Genomic DNA, 17,734 nt, shown 5'->3' on the forward strand with positions numbered 1-17,734 from the left:
TTGCGTTAAAAAATAAAATTAAAGGTTTATAATTAAAAATGAAAAAAACAACAATATTCTTTACATTCATCCTATTTGTATTGAGTTTTACATCCATTTCTGCTCAGTCAAAATTCGATAAAGAAAAAACAGAAATCGGAACCATGCTCGACGGATTTAATGTCGCGGCAGCAAAAGCAGATTTCAATACTTACTTTAATTATTTTGCCGACGAATCTGTTTTTATCGGGACAGATGCTACAGAAGTCTGGGACAAAAAAGCCTTTATGATTTGGGCAAAACCTTATTTCGACAAAAAGAAAACATGGAATTTTACTTCCCTGAAAAGAAATATCTACTTCAGCAAAGACGGAAAACTGGCGTGGTTTGATGAGTTACTAAATACCCAGATGAAAATCTGCCGCGGTTCAGGAGTGGTGGAAAAAATCAACGGAATCTGGAAAGTAAAACAGTACGTACTCTCTGTAACCGTTCCAAATGAAGTTGTAGACAAAGTTGTCGCTGAAAAAGCACCAATCGAAGAGATGTTAATCCAAAAACTGAAGAAATAATGGCAGAAATGGTAGGAAAAGTAGATGCAGGAAAATTTGGAAAAGTAAAAAAACCAAATCTTTCAATGGCTCAAATCATCAACATGAGCATGGGATTCTTGGGAATCCAGATGGCTTTTGGTCTGCAAAATGGAAACGCAAGCCGGATTTTGGCAAATTTCGGAGCCGATGTACATGAATTATCATGGTTTTGGCTCGTAGCACCCGTTACAGGACTTATTGTTCAGCCGATCATCGGTCATATGGGAGATAATACATGGAGTCCGCTGGGAAGAAGAAAACCTTACTTTTTAATAGGAGCCGTTTTATGCGCCATCGGATTGGTAATGCTTCCCAATGCCGCTTCTGCAACACAAATGATGGCTGCAAACGTTTTACTGATGGCGGTTATTTTTCTGGCCATGATGGATGCTTCTATCAATGTGGCAATGGAACCTTTCCGTGCTCTGGTGGGAGATATGCTTCCAAAACATCAGGCAACGATTGGTTTTTCTGTTCAGACAATTTTGATAGGAATTGGAGCAGTGATCGGTTCAGATTTACCAAACTGGCTTACCAAACTGGGAATTTCCAACGAAGCTCCCAAAGGGTTCGTAGCAGATAATGTCATCTATTCTTTTTACATCGGAGCAGCCGTACTTATAATATCAATTTTATATACAATTATTACCACCAAAGAATATTCTCCTGAAGAATTTGCTTCATTTGAAGGCGGAAAAGAAATCGCAGAAGAAAAATCCAAAATGTCGGATATTTTCAAAGATTTTGCCAATGCACCCTCACAGATGAAAAAACTGGGAATTGTTCAGTTTTTCTCATGGTTTGCATTATTTACCATGTGGGTTTTTACAACGAGTGCTTTGGCGACGCATCATTTCGGGCTTTCCCCGGAAGATACCCATTCAGCGGAATTTAATAAAGCAGGAGATTTAACGGGAAGCCTGTTCGGAAGTTATAATTTCTACGCCATTTTCTTTGCGTTTGCATTAACACCGATTGCTAAATTTATCGGTAAAAAACAGACTCACGCGCTGGCTTTGGCAAGTGGCGGTTTCGGACTGATTTCCATGTACTTTATAAAAGATATTAATTACCTGTGGATTTCCATGGTAGGATTAGGTTTTGCATGGGCAAGTATTTTGGCAATGCCTTACGCGATGCTTATTGACTCAATTCCACAAAAGAAAATGGGCGTTTATATGGGAATTTTCAATTTCTTTATTGTAATTCCTCAAATCATTAACGGAGTTTTTGGAGGACCAATTGTTAGCAGAATTTTCGGTAAAATGGCAATAGATTATATTGTAGTGGGCGGAATCTGTATGGTTTTAGGAGCTGTTCTCACTCTTCTTTTCGTTAAATCTGAAAAAGACACCCCAAAAGAAATTGAAAAAGAAATTCAGCAGGTGCATTTCTGATAAAAAGAGAAATACTTCAGTTGATTTCCTAAAATTACCCAAGTTCGGAATAAAGATTATAAAAAACTTGTTTAAACTAATTTCAGAATTAACCGCAAAAGGGACAAAAGATCATATTAAAGCGAATTTCCAGAATAATCAAAGCGCTCAAAAGAATAAAAATCAAAGATTTTTAAAAACTATTGTGAGCTTTTTCATTTATAATGATCAACTTTAAATAAAAAATTTAGTAGATCTTTTGTGACTTTTGCGGTTAAGTAAAAGTTTAAAACAGACTTAAAATATAAAAATAATAGCTTAGCTCATTCTCGTTAAATTAAGGATAAGCAAAATTTAAACACTTTTTATCCAGAATTCAGGTTAAAATTTTAATATCAAAATCTACCGGATCCGGTAGATTTTTTTATTGATGACGGTAAAAAATCGAGAAAAACTTTAAAAATACAATCCCGATACATGATTTTTAGCAAATTTTAGACGTCGTATTTTTATTCCGCTTTACACTTTAGCAATCAGTCGGTTATGAATTATTATGTTTTGATGAATATCGTAAAAAAGATCGGTTTTTATGGATTTTTGATAATTTTAGGGTAGAATTTTTACGAAAAAGTAAATCTGTCTCAAAATTAGTTTATACATTTGTATTGTTAAATACAAGCAAAATGAATAACTCAATTATTATTCTTGTCATTCTTGTCATTATCGGGTTTCGGTGATGGGCAATGGCTTGTGATAATTTTTGAAATTGAAATAATACAGACCATTCTCATCACGAGGATGGTTTTTTGTTTAAACTACACACCAAAATAAAAATTAAAACGATATAGAATGTATTACAATGACGACAGTGTTCTCTTCTTTGATGGAGAATATGTGAAAGCAAAAGAAGCAAAGACCGATTTGTACGGTCAATCATTACACTACGGATACGCGGTTTTTGAAGGCATTAAATCCTACAAAACAGCCAATGGAACCAAAATTTTTAAAGCAGAAGAACATTATGAAAGACTGAGAAAATCAGCAGAAGCAATGCATATGCCTTTCCATTATTCTACCGAAGAAATGGTAGAGAGTACGTACAAACTATTGGAAATTAATAATTTGAGCAATGCCTATATCCGTCCTTTAGTTATCTGTTCTCCCAATATGTCCCTTTCAAAAGGACAAAAAAGCTACCTTGTTATTGAAGCATGGAATTGGGATAACGGTTATCTGGCAAATAAACTGAGAATTATGACTTCTTCCTTTCAGCGCCCCAATCCGAAAGCATTTAAAATAGAAGCTAAAGTGAGCGGACATTATGTAAACTCTATTTTGGCGTGTCAGGAAGCAAAAGATAAAGGTTTTGACGAAGCACTTGTTCTGGATGAAAAAGGAAATGTGGCAGAAAGCTCTGGCGCAAACGTATTCTACGAAAAAGACGGAAAACTTTTCACGCCGGCAAAAGGAAACATCTTGCCCGGTATTACAAGAGCCACGGTGTTTGAAATATGTAATCAGTTAGGGATTTCATACCAAGAAAAATTGTTTACGCCACAAGAAATGCAGGGCGCAGATGCGGCATTTTTCTGTGGAACGGCGGCAGAAATTGTTGCTCTGGAATCTTTGGATAATATCCCTTTCAGAATCGATTGGGAAGACAGTTTATCAGCGAAAATTCAGCAGGCTTACCGTCATTTGGTCGTAGAAGAAAATTATTCATATCTGAAATCAAACTTACAAAATGCATAGTACAGAACTGAACAAATATTCCAAAACGCTTACAAAAGACCCGACGCAGCCTGCAACTCAGGCAATGTTTTACGGTATTGGTTTCCAGAAAGAAGACTTCGACAAAGCCCAGATCGGAATTGCAAGTATGGGTTACGATGGAAACACCTGCAATATGCATCTTAACAGCCTCGCTGAAATCGTGAAAAAAGGAGTGAAAGAACAGAATTTGGTAGGCTTAATGTTTCATACTATAGGAATAAGTGATGGGATGACCAACGGTACAGACGGGATGCGCTATTCTCTGGTAAGCCGGGACATTATTGCAGATTCCATAGAAGCTGTATGCGCAGGACAGTATTACGACGGGCTCATCACCGTTCCCGGATGCGACAAAAATATGCCCGGTTCCCTCATTGCTATGGCAAGACTGAACCGACCTTCCATTATGGTATATGGCGGAAGTATTGCTCCCGGACATTACAAAGGTCAGGATCTGAACATCGTTTCTGCTTTTGAGGCTTTGGGAAATAAAATTGCCGGAAAAATTTCAGAAGAAGACTTTCAGGGAGTCATTCAAAACTCCTGTCCGAGTGCAGGAGCCTGTGGCGGAATGTACACCGCAAATACCATGGCTTCTGCTATTGAAGCTCTGGGAATGAGTCTTCCGTATTCTTCTTCCTATCCGGCGCTCAGTCGCGAGAAAAAAGAAGAATGCCAATTTGCGGGACATTACATCAGAATTCTTCTCGAAAAAGACATCAAACCTTCCGATATCATGACACCAAAAGCCTTTGAAAATGCTTTGAGACTGATTATGATTTTAGGTGGAAGCACCAATGCTGTACTGCATTTTATTGCCATTGCAAAATCAATAGGATACGATCTGACTTTGGATGATTTTCAGCGGATCAGCGATGAAACACCGTTTCTGGCAGACCTCAAACCCAGCGGAAAATATCTGATGGAAGACCTTCATAAAGTAGGAGGAGTTCCGGCGGTAATGAAATACCTTTTGGATCTGGGACTTCTTCACGGCGACTGCCTTACAGTAACAGGTAAAACTATTGCAGAAAACCTCGAACATGTCACCTCCATTATAGAAAGAGATCAGCATATTATTCACGATATTAAAAATCCCATCAAAGAAACAGGACATATCAGAATACTATACGGAAATCTTGCCGAGAAAGGTTCCGTAGCCAAAATCACAGGTAAAGAAGGAAACTATTTCAGGGGAACTGCTATTGTATTTGATGGCGAAAAAGAATTCATCAAAGGAATTGAAGACAAAAAAATCAAAGAAGGAAACGTTGTCGTTATCAAAAACGAAGGTCCGAAAGGCGCTCCCGGAATGCCCGAAATGCTGAAGCCAACTTCCGCTTTAATGGGTTCCGGCTTAGGAAAAAATGTAGCACTGATAACAGACGGAAGATTTTCCGGAGGAACACACGGTTTTGTTGTAGGACATATCACACCGGAAGCATTTGAAGGAGGACTGATCGGTCTTATACAGGACGGAGACCTCATTGAGCTCGATGCAGAAAAAAATACCATCAATGCATTGTTGTCGGATGAAGAAATTACAAAAAGAAAAGCCGGTTTTCATCAGCCTGAATACAAAGTGAAAAGCGGAGTCCTTTATAAATATGCCAAATCTGTGGCAGATGCATCGCAGGGCTGCGTAACCGACCTGTAATCACAATTAAAATTAAAACATTATGAATACACTTGAAATAAATGAACAGAAAGATACCCTAAGTTCGGAAGCCATTGAGATATCCGGTTCCAAAGCAGTTTTAGAAGCCTTATTGCAGGAAAATGTAGACACTGTTTTTGGTTATCCCGGAGGAGCAATTATGCCTATTTATGATACTTTATACGATTATTCCGAAAAACTGAAACACATTCTCGTTCGTCACGAACAGGGCGCAATTCATGCAGCACAAGGATTTGCAAGAGTATCAGGAAAAACGGGCGTTGTCTTTGCGACAAGTGGTCCCGGAGCCACCAATCTGGTGACAGGTCTTGCAGATGCCATGATCGACAGTAACCCGGTGGTTTGCATTACAGGACAGGTTTATGCTTCCTTGTTGGGAACAGATGCATTTCAGGAAACCGATGTTATCAATATCACCACACCGGTTACCAAATGGAACTATCAGGTTACCGATGCCACAGAAATTCCTGAAGCCATTGCCAAAGCATTTTACATTGCAAATACAGGTCGTCCCGGTCCTGTTTTAATTGATATTACCAAAAATGCACAGCTTCAGTTGTTCGATTATTTAGGCTATAAAAAATGCACTCACATCCGAAGTTATCGTCCCGAACCCGAGATCAGAAAAGAATATATTGAAAAAGCAGCACAGCTCATTAATCAGGCCAAAAAACCATTCGTTCTTTTCGGACAGGGAGTAATTCTGGGGAAAGCGGAAGAAGAATTAAAATCTTTTATTGAGAAAATTAATCTTCCGGCTGCAGCTACCGTAATGGGACTGAGCGCGTTGCCTACCCATCATAAATTGCACGTAGGAATGTTGGGAATGCATGGAAATTACGCTCCCAACGTAATGACGAATGAATGCGATGTGTTGATCGCCGTAGGAATGCGTTTTGATGACCGCGTTACCGGACGCCTCGATAAATATGCAAAACAGGCAAAAGTAATTCACCTTGATATTGATCCCGCAGAAATTGATAAAAATGTAAAAACAACAGTTCCTGTTTGGGGCGACTGTAAAAAAACACTCCCTTTACTGACGGCACTTCTCAAAGAAAACGACCACTCAGAATGGGTAGAGAAATTCCGCGAACTGGAAAAAGAAGAAATAAAAGAAGTCATACATAATGAACTGAATCCCAATACAGATGCCATGACGATGGGAGAAGTTGTCAGAGTATTAAACGAGCTTACCAACGGAGAAGCCATTATCACAACAGATGTCGGTCAGCATCAGATGGTTGCTTGTCGATATGCCCGGTATAACCGTTCAAAATCCAGTGTAACTTCCGGAGGACTGGGAACAATGGGATTTGGCTTGCTTACTGCTATCGGAGCATGGTATGGAGCCCCCGAAAAAACAGTCGTTGCGATTATCGGGGATGGCGGATTTCAGATGACACTTCAGGAATTGGGAACCATTATGCAGTTTGGGGCAAAAGTTAAAATACTTATTCTCAATAATGAGTTTCTGGGAATGGTGAGACAATGGCAGCAATTATTCCACGACAGACGTTACTCCTTCGTAAATATTACAAGCCCCGATTTTGTGGCAGTTGCCAAAGGATATTACATTGAAGGTGAAAAAATATCCGAAAGGAAAGATTTAAAAGCTGCCCTCGAAAAAATGCTCAGTCATGATGGGGCATACCTTCTGGAAGTGATGGTAGGAAAAGAAAACAATGTATTTCCGATGGTAGCGCAGGGAACCTCAGTTTCGGAGATCAGACTAAAATAAAAAAAAGAAAATGGAAAAACAGGAATTTACCATCACACTATACACCGAAAATTCAGTGGGATTAATCGGCAGAATATCGGGAATCTTCTCACGGAGAAAAATCAACATCGAGAGTCTGAATACCTCACCTTCAGAAGTAGAAGGCATTCACAGATTCACCATCGTTATCCAGGAGAACGAAGAAGTAGTGAGAAAACTTTGCCGACAATTGGAAAAGCAGATCGATGTAATGAAAGCCTATTACAATACAGACGATGAAATTGTATGGCAGGAACAGGCACTTTACAAAGTACCTGCAGATGTGGTTACCGAAAAAGTATATGTAGAGCGACTGCTTCGGCAGTATGGCGCATCAACCGTAGTCATCCGTCAGGATTACATCGTTTTTGAAACAGCCGGACATCGTGAAGAAATAGACAGATTAACCGAAGAACTTAATAAATACGGTCTCATAGAATTCGTTCGCGGTGCCAGAATCGCCATCATTAAAAACAGTGCGGGAATCCACCAAAAAGTACTTCAGTTTGAAAACCGTGAACCCTCTCCGCATATTGTAGAAAATGAATATCTCGATAAGCGGGATGATGTTTTTACCATGTAACAAATCAGTCAAAACAATCAAACTCCGAATTGAATTGAATACAATGTTTTATTGTTTCAAAAAATATTCAAAACAAAACCTAAAATAAAAATATTAATCCTGAAAAGTAGTTACAGTAAACATTTTACTTAATACTTTTTACATTTTACCCAAAAATATGGCAAATTACTTCAATACCTTATCACTAAGAGAACAACTGCATCAGCTTGGACAGGCAGAATTTATGGACAGTACAGAATTTTCCGATGGTGTAGCAACTTTAAAAGGAAAAAAAATAGTAATCGTAGGATGTGGCGCTCAGGGACTTAATCAGGGGCTTAACTTAAGAGACAGCGGACTCGATGTTTCCTATGCCCTCAGAAAAGAAGCCATCGACGAAAAAAGAGACTCATGGAAAAATGCCACAGAAAACGGATTTCATGTAGGAACATATCAGGAACTCATTCCCACGGCAGATTTAGTCATCAATTTAACACCCGATAAACAGCATACTTCCGTCATCAGCACCGTACAGCCACTCATGAAAGAAGGCGCTACATTGTCCTATTCCCACGGATTCAATATCGTAGAAGAAGGAATGCAGATCCGTAAAGACCTCACCGTAATCATGGTTGCCCCGAAATGCCCCGGTTCCGAAGTCCGTGCAGAATACCTGCGAGGTTTTGGAGTACCCACACTTATTGCCGTACATCCCGAAAATGATCCTCAGGGAAAAGGATGGGCAGAAGCAAAAGCCTATTGTGTGGCAACTGGCGGACATAAAGCAGGCGTATTAAAATCATCCTTTGTAGCAGAAGTAAAATCAGATTTAATGGGAGAACAGACCATTTTATGCGGACTTTTGCAGACTGGCTCCATTCTTTCCTTTGATAAAATGGTAGAAAAAGGTATTGATGCAGGGTATGCTTCCAAGCTCGTTCAGTACGGTGTTGAGGTGATCACAGAAGCACTGAAACACGGCGGTGTGAGCGGAATGTTAGACCGGCTTTCCAATCCTGCAAAAATCAAAGCATTTGAACTTTCCGAAGAATTGAAACACATCATGCGACCGCTTTTCCAGAAACATCAGGATGATATCATCTCCGGGGAATTCTCCAAAACCATGATGCAGGACTGGGAAAACGGAGATGCCAACCTTTTGAAATGGCGTGCGGAAACCGGCGAAACAGCCTTTGAAAAAACTCCGGCGGGAGACGTAAAAATCTCCGAACAGGAATATTTCGATCATTATCTCCTCATGTCCGCATTCATAAGAGCAGGCGTAGAACTCGCTTTCGAAACCATGGTGGAAGCAGGAATAAAACCGGAATCTGCCTATTACGAATCCCTGCACGAAGCTCCCCTCATTGCCAATACCATCGCCAGAAAAAAACTATTCGAAATGAACCGCGTGATTTCCGACACCGCAGAATATGGCTGCTACCTCTTCGATCAGGCTTGCAAACCCCTTCTGGCAGACTTCATGAAAAAAGTAGACACAGACCTCGCAGGAAAAAACTTCAACGAAGGAAAAGACGCGTCCGTAGACAATGCGCAATTGGTTCACATTAACGACACCCTCAGAAACCATCCGGTAGAAACGGTCGGCAGAAAACTTCGTCAGGCAATGACGGCAATGAAATCCATAAAAACCGTATAAAATTTTTTGGGCAGCTATTTCCGCCCTCCGTTCCCGCTTTTTTCTTTTCTCGAAAAAGAAAAAGAGCTCCACTCAGGTCGGGCTGCGAGACATTTCCGCTTTCAGGAAATAAAGACCATAAAAAACCGGTAAAATAAATGAAGATGAATAAAACACTCACACTTCCCACACTCGAATCCGTCATACAGGCAAGAAAAAGCATCGAAAACGTGGTGAATTACACCCCTTTGCAATACAACGCCCGTTTGTCGGAAAAATTTGATGCGCATATTTACCTTAAAAGAGAAGACTTACAGCCGGTGCGATCCTACAAATTAAGAGGCGCTTATCATAAAATAAAAACCCTTTTCAACGAAGGCAGAACTTCAGAAGGAATAGTTTGTGCAAGCGCAGGAAATCACGCTCAAGGAGTTGCTTTTTCATGTAAGCAGCTTCAGATTAAAGGAACTATTTTTATGCCCGTAACCACACCAAAACAAAAGCTGGAACAGGTAGAAATGTTTGGCGGTCATTTTGTAGACATTAAACTCTTCGGAGACACCTTTGATGCATCCAAAAAAGCCGCTTTGGATTTTGCAGAAACTTCTGGCGCTGCCTTTATTCATCCTTTTGATGACGTTCAGATCATTGAAGGACAGGCAACAGTCGCACTCGAAATTTTAGAACAGAAAAAAGAAGCAACAGACTTTGTTTTTATTCCGATTGGAGGAGGAGGACTCGCTTCCGGAATTTCCACCGTATTTAGAGAACTTTCCGCAGAAACCCAACTTATAGGCGTAGAACCGAAAGGAGCGCCTTCCATGAAAACATCCATAGAAAACAAAATCAATACCGAGCTTGCTGAAATTGACAGCTTTGTAGACGGAGCAGCCGTGAAAAAAGTAGGAGATTTAACATTTGAAATTTGCAGTAACACACTCTCAGACTGCATTTCCGTAGATGAGGGAAAAATTTGTGAAACCATTCTTCAGCTTTACAATAAAGACGCTATCGTACTGGAACCGGCGGGAGCATTATCAATCTCTGCACTCGAGCAGTATAAAACGCAGATTAGAGGAAAAAATGTAGTGTGCATCGTCAGCGGAAGCAATAACGATATTACCAGAATGGAGGAAATTAAAGAACGCGCTTTGCTCTACAATGGTCTTAAGCACTACTTTATGGTAAAATTTCCGCAGCGTCCCGGTGCTCTTAAAGATTTTGTCCTCAATGTATTGGGAACAAACGATGATATCACCCATTTTGAATACACCAAGAAAAACTCCAGAGAAACAGCTTTGGCAATTGTCGGAATCGAGCTTTCCGATCCATCAGACTTCGAAGGACTCAGACAGAGAATGCAGAATCTGGATTATTTTGAGTCCTATCTCAATGAAAACCCCGATGTTCTCAATATGCTTGTGTAATATCAAAAACAAACAATAAATCCGCTGAAAATGCGGATTTTGTCGTTCTTATCTTACATCAACAGTTTAGCCGTTTATCTCCTGTACATTTGTATCATAAAATAAAAACATTATGAAAACAGTATATCATAAAGCAGACACAAGAGGTCACGCCAATCATGGATGGTTAAACTCTTACCACACCTTCAGTTTTGCCAATTACCAGAATCCTGAAAGAACACACTTCGGAGTATTAAGAGTATTGAACGACGATACCGTTACGCAGGGAATGGGTTTCGGAACACATCCTCACAGAGACATGGAAATTATTTCCATTCCGTTGGAAGGAGATCTGGAGCATAAAGATTCTATGGGAACTACAGCAGTCATTAAAAAAGGAGAAATTCAGGTAATGAGTGCCGGAACCGGAGTAATGCACAGCGAATACAACAAAAATAAAGATCAGGCGGTAAAATTCTTACAGATCTGGATATTCCCGAGAGAAGTAGGAGTAGAACCAAGATACGATCAGCAAAGCATTAAAGAAGGCGAAAAAATAAACGGCTTCCAGCAGATCTTATCTCCCGATAAAAACGACGACGGCGTTTGGATTCATCAGGATGTATGGTTCAATCTTGCCAATTTTACCAAAGGAAACGGCAAAAACTACACGCTGAACAAAAAAGGAAACGGAGTCTATGCGTTTGTACTGAAAGGAAGCGCAAAAATCGGAGACCGTATTTTAAATGAAAGAGACGGCTTAGGAATCTGGGATACCCAAAGTTTCAACATTGAAGCCATAGAAAACGCAGAAATATTATTAATGGAAGTTCCGATGGAATTACCGTCATATCTCAGATAAACCCTTAATTTTGCACAACGAAAATTCCCCGCCTTTGGAGGGGTGGCAAAAATTCAGAATGAATTTTTGACGGGGTGGTTAAAAAAAATTTAGTCGGACTTCTCATCTTTGCTGAGTGAAACGCCTTTGCGAACGAAAAAATAGAGATTTGCCAATAAAAAAAATCTTTGCGACCTTAGCGTTAAAATTCGGACAAAATAACAAAAACATACTTTAAAATAGATAAAAAACAATGAAAGTTTTAGCAATAGCAGGAAGCAATTCCGATACATCGATCAATAAAATGCTGGTTACTTACGCAGCTTCATTAATTCCAAACGCAGACGTGGAAATCGTAGACATGAACGCTTTTGAAATGCCTATCTACAAACACCAGCGTGAAGTGGCAAGCGGAGTTCCGCAGGAAGCAAAAGACTTTGCCTCAAAAATCGACGGAGCAGATGTTTTACTGGTTTCTCTGGCAGAACATAACGGAACATACTCTTCAGCATTCAAAAATGTATTCGACTGGACATCAAGAATTAAAGACAGAGCAGTATGGAACGAGAAACCAATGCTGCTAATGGCGACAGCTCCCGGAGCAAGAGGAGGTTTAGGTGTTTTGGAAGCTTCAGGAAAACGTTTCCCTCTTCATGGCGGAAATATTGTAGACACCTTCACACTGCCTTTCTTTAATGATAATTTTGATAAAGCGGCTCAGAAAATTTCTAACGAAGAGAAAGACAGCGAATTAAAAGAGAAAATTCAGAAAATTTCTGCCTTAGAATCTATTCTTGAAAAATAGATTTGAAAATTAATATAAAATTAATATCTTTGCAAAAAGGAAAAAAGATGAAAATTCAGACCACTTTTAAAGAATGTTTCTCCAAGAAAGGGAATATTGTGGACTCTGAAATTCTGAGATAAAACAACGGCCGATAATCTACCAAGATTGTCGGCTTTTTTGTTTTCTGAATTTGAATAAAAAGTAAAAATAAAATGTACCAATTCAGTAATGCAGAAATTTACCAATTCAAAACATTGTTACATTGCTAAACTGATACATTGTTAGATTATTAAAATACTATGAGCAACACGTACAAATCAGCAGGAGTAGACAAAGAAGAAGGATACAAAACCGTTGATAAGATCAAGAAAGCGGTGGGAGAAACGCACAATTCCAATGTACTCAATCATTTGGGAAGCTTTGGAGCATTCTATGAGATCGGAGGATACAAAAATCCGGTTCTGGTTTCCGGAACAGACGGAGTAGGAACAAAGCTTAAAGTAGCTTTAGACTCAAAAAAATACGATTCTATCGGGGTAGACTGCTTTGCTATGTGTGCCAACGATATTCTTTGTCACGGAGCAAAACCATTATTTTTCCTTGATTATCTGGCTTGCGGAAAACTGGACTCCGAAATTGCTGCAGAAATCGTTTTAGGAATGGTAGAAGCCTGTAAAGACAATAACTGTGCATTAATTGGCGGAGAAACTGCTGAAATGCCGGGAATGTATCAGCCGGGAGATTACGATGTTGCGGGATTCTGCGTAGGAATCGTTGAAAAAGACCAGATTATTGATGGTTCAAAAATCAAAGCAGGAGACAAAATTATTGCGTTGCCAAGTTCAGGATTCCATTCCAACGGATTCTCTCTGGTAAGAAAAGTGTTCCCGGATTTCAACGAAGAATTCGAAGGAAAGCCTTTGTACGAAACGCTTTTGGTTCCAACAAGACTATATTATAAAGATATTCATAAAATTCTTGAAGAAGTAGAAGTTTCAGGGATCGCGCATATCACAGGAGGTGGTTTGTACGAAAATATTCCAAGAATTATTGGTGACGGACTTTGCGCATCGATTGATGCTTCAAAAATCCAGATTCCAACAGTTATGTTAGAACTGGAAAAAAGAGGAGGAGTTGCCCGTGAAGAAATGTTCGGAACATTCAACATGGGAGTAGGAATGATCGTTGTAGTGGATGCACAACACGCAGAAAAAGTATTGCACCTTTTAGACGATGCTTACGAAATCGGAGAAATTACAGAAGGAAGCGAAAAAATCAACTTGAAAATTACCAATTAGATAATGTATTCCATTTTCAAAATTAACTAATTTTCAAATTGACTAATCATGAAGAATCTTGTCATACTCGTTTCAGGTTCAGGAACCAATCTTCAGAGAATAATCGATACCATTGATAATGGAGAAATCCGCAATGCAAAAGTATCGTTAGTGATTGCCGACAGAGAATGTTACGGACTGGAAAGAGCGAAAAACCATAACATAGAAAATATTCTGATTCCGAGAGGGAAAAACTTCAGTAATGAACTGTCTGAAAAAATTCCTCAAAATACAGACTTAATCGTTTTAGCAGGATTTTTATCCATCCTGAAATCCGAGTTCTGTGAAAAATGGAACGGAAAAATAATCAATATTCATCCGGCTTTGCTTCCGAAATTCGGAGGAAAAGGAATGTGGGGACACCACGTTCATAACGCCGTGATCGAAGCAAAAGAAAAAGAAAGCGGAGCAACCGTACACTTTGTAACTTCAGGAATCGATGAAGGAGAAGCCATCCTTCAGAAATCATTTGAAATTACAGAAGACGATACTCCCGAAAGCGTAGCGGAAAAAGTTCACTTAATAGAATATGAAATTTTCCCAATTGCGATAAACAAAGTATTGAATAATAATTAGACATTAATTATTAGCGATACAAAAAATTCCCCTCCTTTGGAGGGGTGGCAAAAATTCAAAGAATTTTTGACGGGGTGGTAAAAAAGCTAACAACAATGAAAGGCTTCGACAAGCTCAGCCTGACAACGCAAAATCTAGCCACTCAGTTTGTCATTCCGTAGTAATCTAAGCTTAGTTGAGATGCTTTCAGCGTGACAAACAGAATGGAAAAATAGTTAGTATTAGAGATGCAGCGCTGAGCCAAGAGTTTATCCTGAGCTTATCGAAGGAAATCATCTCTTTAATGAAAAAACACATTTAGATTTTATTATTTCGAAAAACAAGAAAAATCTAAGTAAAAATAAAAAGATCGGAGGTGAAAGAACCGGTCTACAGTTTGAAATAGCTGTAAAAAGTAAAAAATCGAAAGTAAAATGAGCAAAAAAAGAGTTTTAATCAGTGTTTCTGACAAAAGCGGGTTAACCGAATTCGCGCAGTTTTTGGAAGCCCAAAATTATGAATTGATTTCTACAGGAGGGACGTTCAAACATTTGAAAGACGCTGGTTTAAATCCGATTCAGATTGATGAGGTTACCAATTTCCCTGAGATGTTGGATGGAAGAGTGAAAACATTACACCCGAAAGTTCACGGTGGTTTGTTGGCGGTTCGTTCCAACGAAGAACACATGAATACTGTTCAGGAACACGGAATTGGACTGATTGACATGGTAATTGTGAATCTTTATCCTTTCTTCGAAAATGTAAACAAAAACATTTCTCTTCACGAAAAGGTAGAATTCATCGACATCGGAGGACCTTCAATGCTTCGTTCTGCAGCGAAAAACTTCGATTCGGTTACAGTAATCACGGATGTTGAAGATTATGCAACCGTAAAAATCGAAATGGAACAAAACGGTGATACGTACATCGAAACCCGTAAAAAACTAGCAGGAAAAGTATTCAACCTTACTTCGGCTTATGATGCCGCGATTTCAAGAATGCTTTTAGATGAAGAATATCCAACCTATCTTAATGCTTCTTACAAAAAAGTTTCTGATTTAAGATATGGAGAAAACCCGCATCAGACAGCAGCTTACTACGTTTCTACTTTCGAAAACGGAGCGATGAAAGATTTCGAACAGTTGGGAGGTAAAGAATTGTCTTTCAACAACCTTCGGGATATGGATCTTTGCTGGAAAGTAGTGACCGAGTTCAAAGAAGAAATGGCTTGTTGTGCAGTAAAACACTCTACACCTTGCGGAGTGGCGATCGGAACTTCAGCTCTGGAAACCTATCAGAAAACTTTCGAGTGCGATCCGGTTTCCATCTTTGGCGGAATTGTTGCTATGAACTACAAAATCGATGCGGCAACCGCAGAAGAATTAAACAAAACCTTCCTTGAAATTGTAATGGCTCCTGAATTTGATGAAGAAGCACTTGAAATTTTAAGAAAGAAAAAGAACTTAAGAATTATAAAAATTGTCAATCCGGTTTCAGACAAACAGACTTGGGTGAAAATTGACGGAGGAATCCTTGTTCAGGACAACGACAGCATCTTTTCGGATGACATCAAAGTTGTCACAGAAACACAGCCTACAGAAGAGCAGAAAAAAGCATTATTATTCTCTCAGAGAGTGGTAAAATATGTAAAATCCAATGCGATTGTCGTTTCCAACGGAATTCAGGCTTTCGGAATCGGAGGAGGACAGGTAAACAGAATCTGGGCAACTCAACAGGCGATCGAAAGAGCCAAAGAAAAATTCTCCGGCGACTTAGTATTGGCTTCTGATGCATTTTTCCCGTTCCGTGACGTAGTAGATTTCTGCGCTCAGGAAGGAATTACAGCAATCATCCAGCCGGGAGGAAGTGTAAAAGATCAGGACAGTATAGATGCCGCCAATGAACACAAAATCCCGATGATGTTTACCGGAATTAGACATTTTTTACATTAATTAAAATTAAATTAAAATTATAGATGAAAATCTGTAATTTAGGATAGATTGCTTTCCGGTCTTTGCTGAGTGTTAACGCCTTTGCGAACTTAAAAAGCAGTCAGTTATTAAAGATATCTTAGCGGACTTTGCGTTAAAAATTTTTATTGAGATTAAATGCATACATCCGGAAATTATATTTTGAGATTGTATTTATAGCATCCAAAATTATATATTTGTAAATTATAGACTAGTTAATTAAATAAAGTATGAGAATATTAATCATAGGTGAAGGTGGAAGAGAATCTGCTTTGGCAGCAAAACTTCAGAATGACCCGAGAATTTCTAAAATGTTTTTTGCCAACGGAAACGCGACCACTGATGTTATTGGAAAAAATGTTCATTTATCAGAGATTAAAGAACTTAGAGATTTTGCCATCAAAGAAAAGGTAGACTTAACGATTGTTGGTCCCGAAGCTCCGCTTGTAGCAGGTTTGAAGGACGAATTCAAAAAACACGACCTTAAAGTTTTTGGTCCGAATCAGAAAGTTGCAAGTTTGGAAGGAAGTAAGGCTTTCTCTAAGAAATTCATGCAGACCTATGATATCAAAACGGCAAAAGCAGTAGTATTCGATTCCTATAATGAAGCTAAAGAATATGTGCAGACACAAAAGTTTCCATTGGTTGTTAAAGCAAGTGGTTTAGCAGGCGGAAAAGGCGTGGTAATCTGCGATACATTGGAAGAAGCTGAAGCAACGATTCATGATTTTATGATCAGAAGAATCTACGGAGATGCAGGAATCCGTTTAGTGATCGAAGAATATTTAGAAGGATTTGAAGCCTCTATCATCGCATTCTCAAACGGGGAAAAATTATTCCCTTGTATTGCGGCGAAAGATTATAAAAAAGCCGGAAATGGCGATACAGGACCCAATACAGGAGGTATGGGAACCGTAGCTCCAAGCCCCGAATTTACTCAGGAACACTACGCAGATTTCGAAAAAAATATCTTAGAACCTACCATTAAGGGTCTTAAAGGAGAAGGGTTCAGCTTCAAAGGAATCATTTTCTTCGGATTAATGGTAACGAAAAACGGAACCTATCTTTTAGAATACAACATGAGATTCGGAGATCCTGAAACGCAGGTTTTAATGGCTTTAATGGAAAACAATCTTCTGGATGTTATTCAGGATTGTATGGACGGAAAAGATATCGAGCTTAAATTTAAAGACGAAAAAGCAGTTTGCCTTGTGATGTGTTCAGGAGGTTACCCAAGAAACATCGAAACAGGTTTCGAAATCGTGGGCGAAGATAAACTGAAATACAGCAAACTTTTATACGCAGGAGCCATCAGAAAAGGAGATAAAGTAGTTTCTAACGGTGGAAGAGTACTGAACATCGTGGCTACAGGAGCAACGTATGATGATGCCCGCAAAAAAGTGTATGAAGATGCAAGTCATGTGCATTTCGATTACGGCTTCTACAGAGAAGACATCGGAAAGTTTTAAAATAATGCCC

At 39.1% G+C, this 17,734-nt stretch carries 14 protein-coding genes; all 14 read left to right on the forward strand.

Annotated elements, in window-relative coordinates:
- The first annotated feature begins 38 nt into the window (after window positions 1-38).
- Entirely contained in the window at window positions 39-551 is a 513-nt protein-coding gene (locus PFY09_RS00110) for a nuclear transport factor 2 family protein (RefSeq protein ID WP_271160976.1), read from the forward strand.
- Window positions 551-1,969 carry an MFS transporter gene (locus tag PFY09_RS00115; RefSeq protein WP_271160977.1) on the forward strand — a complete coding sequence of 473 codons (1,419 nt, stop codon included), beginning with the start codon at window positions 551-553 and terminating at the stop codon, window positions 1,967-1,969. Before PFY09_RS00110 ends, PFY09_RS00115 begins: the two co-directional genes overlap by 1 nt.
- Window positions 1,970-2,797: 828 nt before the next feature.
- Window positions 2,798-3,700: a branched-chain amino acid transaminase gene (locus PFY09_RS00120; RefSeq protein WP_271160978.1), complete on the forward strand. Its 903-nt coding sequence runs from the start codon at window positions 2,798-2,800 to the stop codon at window positions 3,698-3,700.
- On the forward strand, window positions 3,693-5,378 hold the full coding sequence (gene ilvD / locus PFY09_RS00125) for a dihydroxy-acid dehydratase (protein ID WP_271160979.1): 1,686 nt from the start codon (window positions 3,693-3,695) through the stop codon (window positions 5,376-5,378). Before PFY09_RS00120 ends, ilvD begins: the two co-directional genes overlap by 8 nt.
- Before the next feature lie 22 nt (window positions 5,379-5,400).
- Window positions 5,401-7,140, forward strand: a complete 1,740-nt coding sequence (gene ilvB, locus PFY09_RS00130; RefSeq protein WP_271160980.1) for a biosynthetic-type acetolactate synthase large subunit — start codon at window positions 5,401-5,403, stop codon at window positions 7,138-7,140.
- Between the two features lie 10 nt (window positions 7,141-7,150).
- On the forward strand, window positions 7,151-7,741 hold the full coding sequence (gene ilvN / locus PFY09_RS00135; protein ID WP_076393459.1) for an acetolactate synthase small subunit: 591 nt from the start codon (window positions 7,151-7,153) through the stop codon (window positions 7,739-7,741).
- A 157-nt stretch (window positions 7,742-7,898) separates the two neighbouring features.
- Entirely contained in the window at window positions 7,899-9,380 is a 1,482-nt protein-coding gene (ilvC, locus tag PFY09_RS00140; RefSeq protein ID WP_271160981.1) for a ketol-acid reductoisomerase, read from the forward strand.
- Between the two features lie 137 nt (window positions 9,381-9,517).
- Window positions 9,518-10,786 carry a threonine ammonia-lyase IlvA gene (gene ilvA / locus PFY09_RS00145; RefSeq protein WP_271160982.1) on the forward strand — a complete coding sequence of 423 codons (1,269 nt, stop codon included), beginning with the start codon at window positions 9,518-9,520 and terminating at the stop codon, window positions 10,784-10,786.
- A 112-nt stretch (window positions 10,787-10,898) separates the two neighbouring features.
- Window positions 10,899-11,627, forward strand: a complete 729-nt coding sequence (locus PFY09_RS00150; protein ID WP_271160983.1) for a pirin family protein — start codon at window positions 10,899-10,901, stop codon at window positions 11,625-11,627.
- A 232-nt stretch (window positions 11,628-11,859) separates the two neighbouring features.
- Window positions 11,860-12,411 carry an NADPH-dependent FMN reductase gene (locus tag PFY09_RS00155; protein WP_076393683.1) on the forward strand — a complete coding sequence of 184 codons (552 nt, stop codon included), beginning with the start codon at window positions 11,860-11,862 and terminating at the stop codon, window positions 12,409-12,411.
- A gap of 281 nt (window positions 12,412-12,692) precedes the next feature.
- Window positions 12,693-13,691, forward strand: coding sequence for a phosphoribosylformylglycinamidine cyclo-ligase (purM, locus tag PFY09_RS00160; protein ID WP_271160984.1), 999 nt, complete (start codon window positions 12,693-12,695; stop codon window positions 13,689-13,691).
- A 48-nt stretch (window positions 13,692-13,739) separates the two neighbouring features.
- Window positions 13,740-14,306, forward strand: coding sequence for a phosphoribosylglycinamide formyltransferase (gene purN / locus PFY09_RS00165; RefSeq protein WP_271160985.1), 567 nt, complete (start codon window positions 13,740-13,742; stop codon window positions 14,304-14,306).
- Between the two features lie 413 nt (window positions 14,307-14,719).
- Entirely contained in the window at window positions 14,720-16,237 is a 1,518-nt protein-coding gene (gene purH, locus PFY09_RS00170) for a bifunctional phosphoribosylaminoimidazolecarboxamide formyltransferase/IMP cyclohydrolase (RefSeq protein ID WP_256039242.1), read from the forward strand.
- 248 nt (window positions 16,238-16,485) lie between these two features.
- Entirely contained in the window at window positions 16,486-17,724 is a 1,239-nt protein-coding gene (gene purD / locus PFY09_RS00175) for a phosphoribosylamine--glycine ligase (RefSeq protein WP_256039241.1), read from the forward strand.
- Window positions 17,725-17,734 lie beyond the last annotated feature (10 nt).

Source organism: Chryseobacterium gambrini (assembly GCF_027920505.1).
Lineage (GTDB): Bacteria > Bacteroidota > Bacteroidia > Flavobacteriales > Weeksellaceae > Chryseobacterium > Chryseobacterium gambrini.

Excerpts from the sequence above, each read along its gene's own strand:
- ilvC (WP_271160981.1), top strand. The coding sequence starts at position 7,899 with ATGGCAAATTACTTCAATACCTTATCACTAAGAGAACAACTGCATCAG.
- purM (WP_271160984.1), top strand. The coding sequence starts at position 12,693 with ATGAGCAACACGTACAAATCAGCAGGAGTAGACAAAGAAGAAGGATAC.
- purD (WP_256039241.1), top strand. The coding sequence starts at position 16,486 with ATGAGAATATTAATCATAGGTGAAGGTGGAAGAGAATCTGCTTTGGCA.
- PFY09_RS00155 (WP_076393683.1), top strand. The coding sequence starts at position 11,860 with ATGAAAGTTTTAGCAATAGCAGGAAGCAATTCCGATACATCGATCAAT.
- PFY09_RS00150 (WP_271160983.1), top strand. The coding sequence starts at position 10,899 with ATGAAAACAGTATATCATAAAGCAGACACAAGAGGTCACGCCAATCAT.
- PFY09_RS00115 (WP_271160977.1), top strand. The coding sequence starts at position 551 with ATGGCAGAAATGGTAGGAAAAGTAGATGCAGGAAAATTTGGAAAAGTA.
- purN (WP_271160985.1), top strand. The coding sequence starts at position 13,740 with ATGAAGAATCTTGTCATACTCGTTTCAGGTTCAGGAACCAATCTTCAG.
- ilvB (WP_271160980.1), top strand. The coding sequence starts at position 5,401 with ATGAATACACTTGAAATAAATGAACAGAAAGATACCCTAAGTTCGGAA.
- PFY09_RS00110 (WP_271160976.1), top strand. The coding sequence starts at position 39 with ATGAAAAAAACAACAATATTCTTTACATTCATCCTATTTGTATTGAGT.
- PFY09_RS00120 (WP_271160978.1), top strand. The coding sequence starts at position 2,798 with ATGTATTACAATGACGACAGTGTTCTCTTCTTTGATGGAGAATATGTG.
- ilvA (WP_271160982.1), top strand. The coding sequence starts at position 9,518 with ATGAAGATGAATAAAACACTCACACTTCCCACACTCGAATCCGTCATA.
- ilvD (WP_271160979.1), top strand. The coding sequence starts at position 3,693 with ATGCATAGTACAGAACTGAACAAATATTCCAAAACGCTTACAAAAGAC.
- ilvN (WP_076393459.1), top strand. The coding sequence starts at position 7,151 with ATGGAAAAACAGGAATTTACCATCACACTATACACCGAAAATTCAGTG.
- purH (WP_256039242.1), top strand. The coding sequence starts at position 14,720 with ATGAGCAAAAAAAGAGTTTTAATCAGTGTTTCTGACAAAAGCGGGTTA.